Source organism: Hymenobacter setariae (assembly GCF_007713685.1).
Classification (GTDB): Bacteria; Bacteroidota; Bacteroidia; order Cytophagales; family Hymenobacteraceae; genus Hymenobacter; species Hymenobacter setariae.
Genome location: NZ_VMRJ01000006.1, coordinates 57,691 through 71,602, shown reverse-complemented (window position 1 = coordinate 71,602; position 13,912 = coordinate 57,691). Strand labels below are relative to the sequence as shown.

Here is a 13,912-nt window from a genome sequence, read left to right as displayed (position 1 = left end):
CGGGCACAAAGGTCGGGATTAATCTGAAGCGGCTTGCTTAGCCTAATTCGGTAGCGTCCTACCCCGCAGACGGCAGTTGGGCCAAGCGTTGCTGCCAAATTTTAGCAAACACCTGGCCGACTTCGGCAAACTCCTCGGCGGTGAAAGTATCCGTTTTGGCATTGTTACACCAGTAGCAAGCTAGTGTTAGGTTGTCCAGGTCGTCGTAGGCGGCTTCGGGACGGCGGCGGTCAAGTTCTAGTTTTTTTCCGCGTGTATCAATCCGTTTCGTAGCAAGCAAGTCGGCCTCCAGTAGCAGTTTGATTTCTGCCTCAGTGATGTTGCAGTATCCGCATTTTCGCTCTTGGCACGTGTACCAAGTGTAAAAGTCTGCAAATACCCCAGCCACTTTCTTACGCAGCCAAAGGTCTCTGATTTTGGCAATTGCCATCCTCTCCATTTTTAGCTCGTCATACCACCCAGACAAGTCGCTTCTGGTTACGCCCATTTGGTTGATGATAGTTTGATAGGACTCTTGTTCAATAAGATGCCGGCGTAGAAATTCCTTTTGCGGGTCAGTCATATTCTTTTGAAGATTACTAGCAGTCAATAATGATTCCCCTCTAATAGCTACTATCAGCCCCGCCGCCGCCCGAATGCCCGCCGCCAAACTCAAACCCGGGCTCAGGCGCAGCCGGTGCATGAGCCGTTTCGGCTACTACCAGCGACTCTAGGTTGAAGTAGGGACGGGCCTCAGCATCGGCGGCCGCCGTGAGGCCGTGGCGCGGCGTGCGCAGGTAGCGCAGGGCGGCCAGCGCACCTAGGAGCAGCACAGCCCCGCCCACCGTAGCCGCTATTTCGGGCGGCAGCAGCGAGCGATAATTGCGTAGCGTGAAGATGGAAAATGCTAGCGCCAGCAGCCCTAGGGTCAGCAAAAGCCGGTCGTGGCGGCGCAGGGCCAGCCCGATATACACCAGCGGAATACCCGCTGTGAAGACATAAAACAGCGGCGCCAGCGGAATCTGTGTCGACGGGCCGCCACCGCCTAGCAGTTGGGCATTGCCCTCGCGCACCACTAGGTAGTTGCCGGCCAAGTAAAACACGGCCAGCCCCAGTGTACGCAGCACTAGCCCGGCACTGCGATAGTAAAAATAATCGTCGCGAGCGGGCAGTTGCCTTAGCGCCAGCAATAGGGCACCTGCGGCAGCCATCATCCCAAAGGGTAGTAGCAACCGACCTAGAGCGCTTTGCAAAAGCACATTAAAAAGCAGTGCGAAGGCGGCGGCGAAGCTAGTGGCTGCCACCAGCGGGTCGGCATAGCGCACGAGGGCAGCTAGCAGCGCCAGCAATACCGGCACCAGCCACCGCCAGAGCGCGGGGTCAGTGAGCGCGCTTGGGTCAGTATCGCGCCCTAGGCAGGCTATCAGGAAAGCCCACGCCAGCAGCGCTCCGTAGAGCAGGGCATTATCGACGCCGGAGCGATAGTAGCGAGATTTTTTAATGAGCAGCTCTAAGGCTGCTAGGTGCCCAATGAGCGTCAGCAGAGCATACGCCACCGGTCCTAGCTCAAAGGCGGTGGTGATAGTTGCGGAAGCCATCGCGGTGCCCGCACCGAGCAATGTGACGACGAATAGCAAGACCCGTATCCAATTATTAGGGCGATAGTAGGTGACTGGGTGCGCCGCCTCAATGGTCGCCCGCTGGGCCGGGGTGAGCAGCCCCCGCCGCTGCCAGCGGCTAGCCGCCGCCCGTACGGCATCGCCTTGCGCCCAAGTAGCAGGATACGCTTTCGTATTCATGCGCGGTGCAGAATTTTCTTGATGTTAACTAATAGCAAGACCAAGCCTATCAGGCTCATGGGAAAATAAAGCACTGCCAGGGAGAAAATAGCATCTTGCCAGCCCACTATATCTGTCAAAATAGCTTTTGCCACGATGACTAGTCCAGTCGTAAAAGCCACGTACCCGTAGCCCGCCGCGAGCAGCAAAAAGACGTAGGACTGCGTGCGCCGAGCGTACCACACTAGCACTGTGCAGATGCCCAGCACCAGTAGCGCTACCAGCAGCGCCTGCCAATCGTTGCCGTGGTCTAGGTCATCAAACAGCCGCACCATGGCCGCTAGCAGCGCCACATTACTACCTAGCAGCATATAGGTGTAAACAAAGTGGGGCTTGCGCCGCAGTAGCTCCGAGGCCAGGCCAGCACCCAGCAGCCCAAGGCCTAGCAGCAAGCCTGGCGCGCTCAGTTCCTGAGCCGGAAAACCACTCGTGAACAAGGCCAAAGGAGCCACATTTACCCCTACCCAAGCGGCCAATGCGGTGATAGCCATCGAGAGCACGCCGCGGTGGTCGAAGCGGTAAGCCAAGTAGAAAAACAGCACCGTTGGCACCGCCGCCGCTAAGCCGTAGCGCGTGCCAAACAGCGCATACTGCGCTTGCAGGTAGCCTTCTAGCACCAAAAACAACAAGCAACTGAGCAGTAACAGGTAGTCAGCCGCAATGGACGTGCGCGGTGCCTCGCCCCACGTAAAAGGTGCCCGGTGGCGGGCCGCATAGGCAAAGGAGCTAGCCATTGCAAGGATGATGACGCCGATAATTACCCCGTGCCCAATGCTGTCGAGGTGCTGATATACCAGCACACCCAGCCCACCCACTAGCAGCGTGATACCTAGGTAGAGCAACGCCCGCAACTCGTAGTGCAGCGAGAAGGGCCGGGTGCGCTCGTCGGCCCGAATGACATCGGCTTGGGTGGGCGGCAGTAGGCCCTCGGCTTCGAGGTCGGCCAGCAGGCGGAAAATAGGAGGAGCCATGAAGCAGTAAAAGCCAGATAAAACCGGCCGTAAACATAGGCTACCTAGGGCACGCCGCCACCGTACGCTAGCTCAACTGCTAGTGGCTGCTCTTCGTACTGCTGCCTACCCAACTGCTTTTCTATGGCCGAACTTCGTATTCAACCCAAAAAATCTGCTCCTAGCCCGTGGCTGCTGGTGGCGTTGGCAGTGGTAGTGCTGGCTGCGGCTGCCTACTTTTTCCTTCGCCCCGACCCGGCCGACGAGCCCGCCCCAGCGCCAGCAGCAACATCGGCCCCTGCCCCCGCCGATAGCCTGGCCCCGGGCAGCCCAGCCGCCGCAGCCCGCGCCACCCCGCCACCCGGCGACTCTATCGAAACCAGTCCGCCGCTGGGCAATGCTTCGCCCGCCCGCATCCGGCTGCTAGAGCTAGGCCCGCAGCTTACCCAGCTTGCCGACCGCACCGACCTGCGCGACGATGCTACCATCCGGGAGCAGCGCGACAATTTTACTAGTGCCACTTCGCGGCTCGAAGACAATGACCCCGCCGCCAGCTTGCGCCCCGGCCTCGTGGCTGCTGCCAACCTACTGCTGGCCGTGCAGCAAAAAGGCTACCCCAACCTCGAAACGGAAGCCAACGCGCTGACACTGCAAGCCAGCGAACTGTCGGGCCGTGACGCTACCCCCACCGAGCAAACTCAAAACCGCACGTACCTGGCGCAGGTGGCCAGCCTGCTCAATACCATGAGCTACCCTGCCAAAGACGTGCTCTAACGCTGCTTACCTATGAGCTCCCCCATCTTGCGCCGCCTGCGCGACCTACCTACCTTCGAGATGGCCACTGGCGACCCCGACCCCCGCGGCTGGGCCGTGCGCGGTGGCGATGGCCAGGCCTTTGGCACCGTCACGGAGCTACTGGTTGACCTAGAAAGCCGGCGCGTTCTTTACCTGAATGTCGAGCTTGAAAGAGGCCTGCCTGGCGTACCAGCGCCCCCGCCGCACGCCGAAACGCAAATTTTGCTGCCGCTGTCCGCTGTTAATCTCGACATGGAAGGCAACAATGTATTCGTTACTGCCTTGCGCCGCGATACGGTTAGCAGCTACCCACCCTTTGTCGATTTTATTTTGCCGAGCGAATTTGAGGGCGCCATGCAACAAGCCCTAGGTAGCTAAACAATAGACTAAAGTTTAGAAACCCAAAAAAGCCTGTCATGCTGAGCTGGCGAAGCATCTTATCACGTTTGGATAATCCAGCATGATAAGATGCTTCGCCAGCTCAGCATGACAGGCTTTTTTGGTTACTCTATTGCTTAGTTACTTCGCACCATGTCGGCCACGGCCGATACCCAGTAAGGCTCCGAGTTAAGCGAGGGCACTAGTTGCCAGTGCTTGCCGCCAGCCTCTTCAAATAGCTCCTTGAATTCCATGCCGACCTCAATGGTGGTTTCGAGGCAGTCGGCCACGAAAGCAGGCGAAAACGCCAGCACGTTGTTAATGCCTTTGGCCGGAAACTCCTTGATAACCTCGTCAGTGTACGGTTGCAGCCAGGGGTCGCGCAGGCGGCTTTGTAGGCGGCTCTGGAAGGTCACGGTGTACTGGTCGTCGCGCAGCCCTAGGCCCGCCGCCAGCAGCCGCGAGGTGGCAAAGCACTGCGCCCGGTAGCAGTAGCGGTTATTCTTGTTGTAGGTATTGCAGCACTTACCCAGTTGGCAGTAACCTTTGAAACTCCCCTTGAGCACGTGCCGCTCGGGTATGCCGTGGTAGCTAAATACCACGTGGTCGTAGTCGTGCTTGGCCATTTCGGCCTTGCCCCGCGCCACGAAGCTGCTAATAAAGCCGGGGTCGTCGGCAAACGTGCTGATGAAGTTAATGCTCGGCACTATCCACCAATCTTTTACAAAGTCCATCACCTTCTCTTGCACCGAGCCCGTGCTGGCTGCCGCATACTGCGGAAACAGCGGCAGTACGATAATGCGGTCCACGGCCGCGTCGCGCAGCTCCTCTAGCGCACTCTCGATGCTGGGTTTCTGGTAGCGCATGCCGAAGGCCACCACGTATTTGTCGCCTAGCTGCTCTTGCAAGAGCTTTTGCAAATCGAGGCCGTGGTAGAGCAGTGGCGAGCCGCGCTCAGCATCCCACAGCTGCTGGTAGATTTTGGCCGACTTAGGCGCCCGCAGTGGCACCACCAGCCCCTGAAACAGCGGGTAGCGCACCGCGGCCGGCATGTCAATAACGCGGCCATCGGTCAAGAATTCGTTGAGGTAACGGCGCACATCGCCGGTCTGCGGCGAGTCGGGCGTGCCTAGGTTCACTAGCAAGACGCCAATGCGGCGGGTGGGGGTAGGCATTATATATAATGGTTAATGGTTAGTTGTTAATGACTAATGCTTTACGACCTGCACTAATCGCAACCAGCCACTTGCTTTATGTCTGTTGAATCTTTAACCAAAAAGTCCGGGTTTAGACTTTAATGACAGCACAAAAATTATTAACAATTAACCATTAAACCTTAACCACTAATTCCCGCCGTACCTTTGCGGGCTCATTTTCAAAACCCTACCTCGCGTGAACCCCGAACCTAAGCCACACCGTGCCGGCTTTGTCAGCATCATCGGCAAGCCCAATGTGGGCAAATCGACGCTGATGAACGCGCTCGTGGGCGAGCGCCTGAGCATCGTCACGAGCAAAGCCCAAACCACGCGCCACCGCATCCTAGGCATTCTCAACGGCGAAGATTTTCAGCTAGTTTATTCCGATACGCCTGGCATCATTCAGCCCAAGTACGAGCTGCACAACGCCATGATGGCCTTCGTGTACTCGTCGCTGGAAGACGCCGACGTGATTCTCTTTGTCACCGACATCTACGAAAAGCACGACGAAGAGCCCGTAGTAGAGCGCCTGCGCAAGACGGAGGACACACCTATATACGTACTGGTCAATAAAATAGACCAGGCCAGCCAGGAAGACGTGGAGGCTAAGCTCGCCTACTGGAAAGAGCAGCTACCCAATGCTACCGATGTGCTGCCCATCTCGGCGCTCAACGCCTTCGGCACCGAGCGGGTGCTGCAACTGGCCCTCGACAGCCTACCCATTCACCCGCCGTACTACCCCAAGGACGAGCTCACCGACAAGCCCGAGCGCTTTTTTGCCGCCGAAATGGTGCGCGAAAAAATTTTCAAGCTTTATAAAAAGGAAGTTCCCTACTCCTGCGAAGTCACCATCGAGGAATTCAAGGAGGACGACGACATCATCCGTATCCGCGGCGTCATCTACGTCGAGCGTAGCAGCCAAAAGGGCATTATTATCGGGGCCAAAGGCGAGGCGCTTAAGAAAGTAGGCACCTGGGCACGCGAGGAAATGGAGAAGTTTTTCCAGAAAAAAGTTTTCCTGGAATTGTTCGTGAAAGTCAATGAAAATTGGCGCACGGACAGCAAGGCGCTCAGCCGCTTTGGCTACCAGTAGCCACTCATTGTCATGCTGAGCTTGCGAAGCATCTTCTCACGCCAGGAATACTAGCCTGACAAAATGTTTCGCAAGAGCATGACAACCTAATAGACAACAGCTTAAAACCGACCATACTTCACTTAATTACTCCGGGTACTGCCGCGCCATTGGTCGGGCCGGCGGCTGGAGTCAAGCACATGAATACCATTGCAATAGTGGGCCGCCCCAACGTGGGCAAGTCCACCCTGTTCAACCGCTTGGTGGGCCGCCGCCAAGCCATCATGGACAACCAAAGCGGGGTGACCCGCGACCGCCACTACGGCTACGGCGACTGGACGGGCCACAACTTCACCGTCATCGACACGGGTGGCTACGTGCACAACTCGGATGATATTTTCGAGGGGGAAATCAACAAGCAGGTAAAGCTGGCCATTGAGGAAGCCGACGTAGTGCTCTTCATGGTTGATGCTGAAGCTGGCCTGCACGGTCTGGACGAGGAGTTCGCCCACATCCTGCGTCGCTACATTGGCAAAAAGCCTATCTATCTGGTGGCTAACAAGGCTGATACCAACCTGCGGGCGCACGGCTCGGGCGAATTCTATGCCCTAGGTCTCGGCGAGACAGAGGTGTTTGCCATTAGCTCGGCCAACGGCTCGGGCACCGGCGAGCTGCTCGACGCCATCGTGAGCAATTTTGAGGAAGCTGGCGAGGAAGAGCCCAACTCAGAGCTGCCACGCATTGCCATCATCGGCCGCCCCAACGTGGGCAAATCGTCGTTTGTGAACTTGCTCCTAGGTGAGGACCGCAGCATCGTAACCGACGTAGCCGGCACTACCCGCGACTCTATTGAGGCCAAGTACAGCGCTTTCGGCCACGAGTTTATGCTGGTGGACACCGCCGGCCTGCGCCGCAAAGCGCGGGTAAACGAGGACATCGAATTCTACTCCAATATGCGCTCGCTCCGGGCCATGGAGGCTGCCGACGTATGCGTGGTGCTCCTTGATGCCAGCCGCGGCATCGAGGCCCAGGACGTGGCCATCATCGCCTTAGCCGACAAAAATCGCAAAGGCATTGTTATCCTGGTGAATAAGTGGGACTTAATCGAGGGCAAAGAAACAAATACGGCCCGCGATTTTGAAGCTAAAATCAAGGAGAAGATTGCGCCAATTGCCTACCCGCCCGTCGTGTTCATTTCGGTGCTGAATAAGCAGCGCGTGCATAAGGCCCTAGAGGTCATTATGGAGGTGTATTCAAATAAGCGTCGCAAGATTCCGACTTCGCAGCTCAACGACGTGATGCTGAAGGAGATTGAGAAGTACCCGCCCCCCATTCAGAAGGGGAAAATGGTGCGCATTAAGTACGCCACGCAGTTGCCCACGCACAACCCGGTGTTTGCCTTCTTCTGCAACCTGCCGCAGTACATCCCCGATTCCTACGCCCGCTACTTGGAGAACCGGATGCGCGAGCACTTCGACTTCACGGGCGTGCCGATTGGTTTAGCTTTCCGAAAAAAATAATTTTTTTCATGGCGCTGGGTTACCTCCTCCGTGGGACGGCATTAAGGGGCGGAAATTTTAAAAAACACTTTCCCCTTTCACCATGAAAAAAGTATTGTTCCTCGCCGTTGCTGCTATGTCGCTTTCGCTCGCTTCGTGCGACAGCAAGAAAGAAGATGCTGCTGAAGCTCAAGGCACTGCTGTAAAAGAGGCTGGCGAAGCTAAGGCTGACGCTATGGAAGAGAAGGCTGACTCGGTACGCGCTTCGGCTGACAAAGCTGGCGAGGCTATCGGCGACTCGGCTGACGCTAAAGACCCCAAGTAATTTCTCTGGCGCTTGCGCCTGCCAAAAGTCCCTCCCCTACCCAGGGGAGGGACTTTTTTCATTTTACTGCTGTATCTTTAGTGAACGGAAGAATATAGCCTATTTATTAAGGATTATTTCAAGATTTTATTTTTATTAGTTCCATTCGTGTTATACTATACTTATGGCCCATCCTAGTGCTAGCATCTTGGTAGTAGAAGACAGCCCGGCCCAGGCCCGGTTGTTGGGCGCCTGCCTGACGCAGCTAGGACTACCGCTGCTAGGGCCCGCTGCCACAGCCAGTGCCGCGCTGGCGCTCTGTGCCACTGCTTGGCCAGCGCTGGCTGTTATCGACCTAGGCCTGGAGGCTGGCAACGACGGCGTAGAGCTAGCTCAACAACTACAGCAACGCGCCCCCCTGCCCCTCATTTTTATTTCTGCTACCGACGACACCGAGCTGCTGGCGCGGGCACGGGCGTTGCAACCAGTAGCTATCTTACCTAAGCCCTTCACCATCACGAGCCTGCGCCGCATGGTCGAGCTCGGGCTATACGGGCAGGCGCGCACGCCACTCGACTGGCAGCCCGGCTCAGGTGCTGAGCCGGCGCCCTCGCCGTGGTTGTTTGTGCGCGAGCGCGATGTGCTGATGCGCTTGGCCCTAGCTGACATTACGTGCGTGCACACCGAGCAAAAGCACGCCGTGCTAACGCTGGTATCGGGGCGACGGCACTCGGTGCGCACGCCGCTGGCCGAGCTCTTGCTAAGCCTACCCGATACGTTTGTGCAAGTGCACCGCTCGTGGCTGGTCAACCTGAACTACGTCGAGTACGTGGACCCTGTGGCGGGCATTGTGCGGCTGCCAGGGGCCCTGGAGGCCCCCCTAGGGCGCACCTACCGCGACGAGTTGCTACGCCGGTTGCCACTGATTTCGTGAGACCGCCCCACGCGCGCCGAAACCCAAAGGCGGCCACTGGCGGTTAGGGTACGCAATGGATATTTCCACTCCCGAGGCTGCGGCGGCGCACTTTGCCCAGCGGCCCGATGCCGAATTGCTTTACCTGGCTCGCCATGCCAGCCGCTACCCGCCCGCCGTGGGCGCGGCCGCTGTGGCAGAGTTGCAGCGTCGGGGCCTCGTGCCCGAAGCGCCCGCCCCTTCCCTTGCGCCCGCACCCGCCGAGGCTCCTCGCGAAACGTGGGGCCAGCTGCTACGGCAGCTTGGCAAAGGGCTCTTTTGGCCTAGCCCACCCTATGTGGCAGTGCCGCTACTTATTGACCTCAACGTGCTCGTGTGGCTGCTGATGGTGGCCAGCGGCATATCGCCCACCGACCCCGCCGGCCGCGAGCTCGCCGCCTGGGGCTCCAACGTGAGCAGTTTCACGCTGCACGGGCAACCCTGGCGACTGCTCACCAGCCTGTTTGTGCACGGGGGTGCCACGCACTTGCTGCTCAATATGATTAGCCTCTGGCTGCTGGGCCTGATGCTAGAGCAGCGCGTGGGCACCTGGCGGGTGCTGGCCGTGTACCTGGCCAGCGGGCTGGCAGCCAGCCTGGCTACCGTGTGGTACCACACAGCCGGCATCAACTCGATGGGGGCGAGCGGGGCCATTTTTGGGCTGTATGGGTTCATGCTAGCTCTGCTACTGAGCAAAAAGATGGTACTCGATAAGTTTGACCGGCGGGCCATGCTCGGGCTAGTAGTCTATTTGATACTAAGCAACTTGATTTCGGGTATTACTGGCAACATTGACAACATTGCCCACCTAGGCGGGCTTTTGATGGGCTTGCTAATAGCTGGCCCGGCGGCAGTGTTCACGATGCCCGCCGAAGTACTGGATGGCGAAACAAAAGAAACGAGTTGAGCAATTTGGCGGGTGCGCTGTTTAGCTCGTGTTTCCCACCAAATTCCTCTCTAATTATGCTTGCGCTCCAACAAGATGCCGTGCACCAGCCCGCCGTAGTGCGGGACATCACTCAGCCCACGCCCGCGGCCGGCCAAGTCTTACTCAAGCTGCACGCGGCGGCACTCAACCACCGTGATGTCTGGATTCAGAAAGGCCAGTACGCGGGCATTAAGCTGCCCTGCACCCTAGGGGCCGATGGCAGCGGCGAAGTGGTAGCACTGGGCGAGGGCGTAAATAACTTGGCAGTAGGCGCCCCGGTCATCCTGTACCCCGGTGTAGACTGGGGCGATGGTCAGCGAGCCCAAGGCCGCAACTTTCGGGTCCTAGGTATGCCCGACCCCGGCACGTTTGCCGAATACACCACAGCGGCCGCGGCCTACGTGCGGCCCCGCCCAGCGCACCTCGACTGGGCGCAGGCAGCGGCCTTGCCGCTGGCGGGCCTCACGGCCTACCGGGCAGCTTTTGGGCGGGCCCAGCTGCAAGCCGGCGAGCGCGTACTCGTGACGGGCATCGGCGGCGGCGTGGCCTTAGTAGCAGCGCAATTTTGTGCGGCGGCTGGCGCCGAGGTATGGGTGACCTCGGGCGATGATGAGAAGCTGGCGCGAGCACTTGCCCTACCCCTTGGCCTGCGCGGCGGCGCCAACTACAAGACCGAAGGCTGGGCCAAAGACCTCACCAAGCGCGCTGGCGGCGCCTTCGACGTCATTATTGACAGCGCCGCGGGAGCTGGTTTCGATGCCTTGGTCGATGCTGCTGCGCCGGGTGGGCGCATCGTTTTTTACGGGGGCACACAGGGCAACATTACGTCGCTGCCGCCGGGCAAGGTCTTCTGGAAGCAACTCAGCATCCTAGGCACCTCTATGGGCAGCTTACAAGACTTCGACGCCATGTTGGCGTTTGTAAACGAGCATCGGCTGGTGCCAGTAGTCGATAAGCAGTTTGCGCTGGCCGAGGGCGAGGCCGCCCTACGCTACCTAGCGGCTGGGCAGCAGCTCGGCAAGGTAGTGCTAGCCATTGCCTAAGGTACTTATACACACAAAAAAGAGCCCGCAACCTTCGTTGCGGGCTCTTTTTATTGCAGCACGAGGCGCGTAAGTGACGCTTATTTTTTGCGGTATTCGGCGTTCAAGTACGCTAGCACAGGCGCAGTGATGTCGAGGCCTTTTTCGCCGTAAGCGATGGTGCCGCTGGGCGCTGCGATGAGTATCATCTTGTAGCCATGCGACTTGCCGTAAGCCTCTACTTTTTTATTAACGCTTTCGAGTACGGTTTGCGTCAGCTTAGCCTCGGCTTCTTGGGCTTGGGCCTGAATCTTTTGCTGCTCTACGGCACCCTGCTGCTGCTGGGCTTGCAGCTTCTGCTCGGCGGCAGCGCGCTGCTCGGGTGTGAGCGAGGCGGCCGTTTTCTGGTACTGCTCTACAGCGGTGCGGAAGCCATTCACCAGCGTTTGATTTTGGCGCTCCCAGCCTTTGGCTCTGGCTTCGAAGGCTCTGCGAGCGTCCTTCATGCCTTGGTAGCCGTCGAGCATTTTACCCGACTCAACATACACAATGGCGCCCGCTCCCGCCGTGGGCGCCGGGGTAGCTGCGACTGGAGCGACGGCCGCTGGAGTCGCCGTTTCTTCTACAGGAGCCGGGGTAGCAGCTACTGCGCTATCTGCAACCACAGTTTCGGTGAGTGCTGCGGCCACTGGCGCGGCGGCCGGCCGCTGGCTGAAATGCAGGAAATAAAGCACCGCCACTGCAACGAGCAGCACGGCATTAAAAGCTAGTTGGGCAGGGTTCTTCATAGTAGCAAAGGTAAAGTCAATAAGCAATTAGCAACGAGCAAGCGGAACGCTCGTTATTTGGCCTACTCGCCGCTTATAGTTGCTTGCGCTGACCTAGGCGGGCACGGCCAAGTGCAGCAGGGCATCGCCCTGGTTCACGACGGGCATATTGTTGAAGCCAATGACGTAGCCGCTTATAGGCGATTCGAGGCGTACCGACTGCAAGCCGTAGGGATCAGACACGGAGCCGTAGACTTGGCCTTTCTCGACAAAATCGCCGAGCTTGACCCAGGCTCGAAACAAGCCCGCATAGCGCGCCCGCAGCCAGCGGTGGCGGTGGCACACAATGCTGGGGCGCGCCGGCGCAGGGCTGGGCGCGGTGCTCATGCCTAGGTAGTGCAGCACCCGCAGCGTACCCGCAATGGCCTCCTCAATGCCGGGCTCGTCGAGGCGCAGGCTTTCGCCGGTTTCGTACACGATGATGGACTTTCCGAGGGCGTGAGCTGTGGCGCGTAGCGAGCCCGCCCGCAGCCGCGCGTGCAGCGTGAAGGGCGCCGCAAACGCTGCAGCTAGGTCGTCGGTCACGTCGTCTTCGCCCAGCACGCAGCGCAGCTGCGGGTAGTTGGCGCGGGCAGCGCCGCCAGTATGGAAGTCAATACCAAAGTCCACAAGCGGCATCACCTCGCGCATGAAGCGGTGCGCTACACGGCTGGCCAGCGAACCCCGCGGGTGCCCTGGAAAGGAACGGTTGACGTCCTTGCCATCGGGCACTTCGCGGCTAAAATTCAGAAAGCCGTAGATATTGAGTATCGGAATGGCCACGATACTGCCGCGCGTGGGCTGCAACAGCTCGCGCCGCAGCATGCGGCGAATAGTTTCGATGCCATTTACCTCATCGCCGTGCATGCCGGCCATCAGTAGCAGCACCGGGCCCGGCTTCTGTGCCCGAATGATGTGCACCGGCACATCTATCACCGTGCCTGAGGGCAGCTTCGAAATAACGAGCCGCGTAAGCACCCGCTCACCGGGTTTGATAGTCAGGCCATTGATGTATAGTGAATCGTCGGGGGGCATAGCGGCACCTAGGGCGGGCAGGCTGAGCAAGCCTCAGCCACGCAGAATAAGGAGGAAAGCAGTCCGCCGCTCAAGAATCCGGCCAATTCAACTATAAGGACACTTAAAAGCTCTTAATCGGGCGCCGAATCGGGCGCTGATTTCTTGGCTTTTACCTTGCCTTTACCGCCGCGTTTGCGCTGGGCTAGGGCAGCAGTGTAGTCGATGATGCGGCCGGCAATGTCAAGGCCAGTAGCCTTCTCGATGCCCTCTAGGCCAGGCGACGAGTTGACTTCGAGCACCAACGGGCCACGCTTGCTTTGCAGCATATCCACGCCCGCAATACCTAGGCCGAGGGCCTTGGTAGCCAGCAGGGCGGCGGCTTTTTCGCTGCGGCTGAGCTTGACCAGCGTGCCCACACCGCCACGGTGCAGGTTAGAGCGAAACTCGCCTTCCTTGCCCTGCCGGCGCATGGCGCCCACCACTTCGCCATTGACCACAAAGGCGCGCACATCGGCGCCTTTGGCTTCGCCAATGAACTCCTGCACCAAGATGCGGGCCTTGAGATTATGAAAAGCTTCGATAACCGATTGGGCTGCCTTGGCGCTTTCGGCCAATACTACACCTAGGCCCTGGGTACCCTCTAACAGCTTGATAATGACGGGTGCGCCGCCCACGTGCTCGATAAGGGCAGGTACATCGTCGGTGAAGTTGGTGAAGGCCGTTTTGGGCATGCCCACGCCGGCACGACTCAGGATTTGGGTCGAGCGCAGCTTGTCGCGCGAGCGCACAATGGCCTGGCTGTCCACGGCCGTGCGCACTTTCATCATCTCGAACTGCCGCACCACGGCCGTGCCGTAGAACGTGACTGAGGCCCCGATGCGCGGAATAATCGCGTCGAATTTGGCCAAGGGCTGGCCTTGGTAAATAATATCGGGCTGGCCCTGCTCCAGCACCAGGTTGCATTGCAAATGGTCGAGGACCTGAGCCGCGTGGCCGCGCTCGAGCGCGGCCGCCACCAGCCGCTGCGTGGAGTACGATTTGGGCTCCCGCGAAAGAATAGCCAGGTTCATATAAAAAATACCGGCACTACCTAAAAACGTAAGAAGAATAAACTGGACCGCTCTCGAAACACGTCTGCCCGGCGGCTGGGCACGCGGTCATTGTTGGAAAAAGTGG

At 58.8% G+C, this 13,912-nt stretch carries 15 protein-coding genes; 8 read left to right on the top strand and 7 right to left on the bottom strand.

Annotated features, from left to right (window positions below; all coding sequences use genetic code 11):
* Positions 1 to 58 precede the first annotated feature (58 nt).
* Genes FNT36_RS21090 through FNT36_RS21080 form a run of 3 tightly spaced genes read right to left on the bottom strand, consistent with a single transcriptional unit; the run spans position 59 to position 2,788 of the window.
* Entirely contained in the window at positions 59 to 562 is a 504-nt protein-coding gene (locus FNT36_RS21090) for an HNH endonuclease (protein WP_144851834.1), read from the bottom strand.
* Between the two features lie 40 nt (positions 563 to 602).
* Entirely contained in the window at positions 603 to 1,778 is a 1,176-nt protein-coding gene (locus tag FNT36_RS21085; RefSeq protein WP_144851832.1) for a hypothetical protein, read from the bottom strand.
* Positions 1,775 to 2,788, bottom strand: a complete 1,014-nt coding sequence (locus FNT36_RS21080) for a DUF2157 domain-containing protein (RefSeq protein ID WP_144851830.1) — start codon at positions 2,786 to 2,788, stop codon at positions 1,775 to 1,777. Before FNT36_RS21080 ends, FNT36_RS21085 begins: the two co-directional genes overlap by 4 nt.
* A 123-nt stretch (positions 2,789 to 2,911) precedes the next feature.
* On the opposite strand from FNT36_RS21080, the gene FNT36_RS21075 reads away from it, so the two are divergent.
* Positions 2,912 to 3,541, top strand: coding sequence for a hypothetical protein (locus tag FNT36_RS21075; RefSeq protein WP_144851828.1), 630 nt, complete (start codon positions 2,912 to 2,914; stop codon positions 3,539 to 3,541).
* 12 nt (positions 3,542 to 3,553) lie between these two features.
* Positions 3,554 to 3,940, top strand: a complete 387-nt coding sequence (locus tag FNT36_RS21070) for a PRC-barrel domain-containing protein (protein ID WP_144851826.1) — start codon at positions 3,554 to 3,556, stop codon at positions 3,938 to 3,940.
* 137 nt (positions 3,941 to 4,077) lie between these two features.
* On the opposite strand, the gene hemH is transcribed toward FNT36_RS21070, so the two are convergent.
* Positions 4,078 to 5,115: a ferrochelatase gene (hemH, locus tag FNT36_RS21065; RefSeq protein ID WP_144851824.1), complete on the bottom strand. Its 1,038-nt coding sequence runs from the start codon at positions 5,113 to 5,115 to the stop codon at positions 4,078 to 4,080.
* A gap of 217 nt (positions 5,116 to 5,332) precedes the next feature.
* Between hemH and era the strand changes: the two genes are divergently transcribed.
* The 6 genes from era (at position 5,333) to FNT36_RS21035 (ending at position 10,934) form a co-directional block, all read left to right on the top strand.
* Positions 5,333 to 6,229 carry a GTPase Era gene (era, locus tag FNT36_RS21060; RefSeq protein ID WP_144851822.1) on the top strand — a complete coding sequence of 299 codons (897 nt, stop codon included), beginning with the start codon at positions 5,333 to 5,335 and terminating at the stop codon, positions 6,227 to 6,229.
* 179 nt (positions 6,230 to 6,408) lie between these two features.
* Entirely contained in the window at positions 6,409 to 7,728 is a 1,320-nt protein-coding gene (gene der, locus FNT36_RS21055) for a ribosome biogenesis GTPase Der (RefSeq protein WP_144851820.1), read from the top strand.
* An 82-nt stretch (positions 7,729 to 7,810) separates the two neighbouring features.
* Positions 7,811 to 8,032: a hypothetical protein gene (locus tag FNT36_RS21050; RefSeq protein ID WP_144851818.1), complete on the top strand. Its 222-nt coding sequence runs from the start codon at positions 7,811 to 7,813 to the stop codon at positions 8,030 to 8,032.
* Positions 8,033 to 8,195: 163 nt separating this feature from the next.
* Positions 8,196 to 8,945, top strand: a complete 750-nt coding sequence (locus tag FNT36_RS21045; RefSeq protein WP_144851816.1) for a response regulator transcription factor — start codon at positions 8,196 to 8,198, stop codon at positions 8,943 to 8,945.
* Positions 8,946 to 9,000: 55 nt separating this feature from the next.
* A complete protein-coding gene (locus tag FNT36_RS21040; protein WP_144851814.1) occupies positions 9,001 to 9,870 on the top strand; it encodes a rhomboid family intramembrane serine protease in 870 nt (289 codons plus the stop codon).
* 56 nt (positions 9,871 to 9,926) lie between these two features.
* The gene (locus FNT36_RS21035) at positions 9,927 to 10,934 is read left to right on the top strand and encodes a zinc-binding dehydrogenase (protein WP_144851812.1); all 1,008 of its coding nucleotides are present in this window, start codon (positions 9,927 to 9,929) and stop codon (positions 10,932 to 10,934) included.
* 80 nt (positions 10,935 to 11,014) lie between these two features.
* Here FNT36_RS21035 and FNT36_RS21030 read toward each other — a convergent pair whose 3' ends face one another.
* The 3 genes from FNT36_RS21030 to rimK all read right to left on the bottom strand — a co-directional run bounded on the left by FNT36_RS21030 (position 11,015) and on the right by rimK (position 13,806).
* Positions 11,015 to 11,701 (bottom strand): OmpH family outer membrane protein, encoded by a 687-nt coding sequence (locus tag FNT36_RS21030; RefSeq protein ID WP_144851810.1) that lies wholly within the window; start codon positions 11,699 to 11,701, stop codon positions 11,015 to 11,017.
* A gap of 93 nt (positions 11,702 to 11,794) precedes the next feature.
* On the bottom strand, positions 11,795 to 12,784 hold the full coding sequence (locus tag FNT36_RS21025; RefSeq protein WP_233636122.1) for a succinylglutamate desuccinylase/aspartoacylase family protein: 990 nt from the start codon (positions 12,782 to 12,784) through the stop codon (positions 11,795 to 11,797).
* Between the two features lie 83 nt (positions 12,785 to 12,867).
* Positions 12,868 to 13,806: a 30S ribosomal protein S6--L-glutamate ligase gene (gene rimK, locus FNT36_RS21020; protein ID WP_144851806.1), complete on the bottom strand. Its 939-nt coding sequence runs from the start codon at positions 13,804 to 13,806 to the stop codon at positions 12,868 to 12,870.
* Positions 13,807 to 13,912 lie beyond the last annotated feature (106 nt).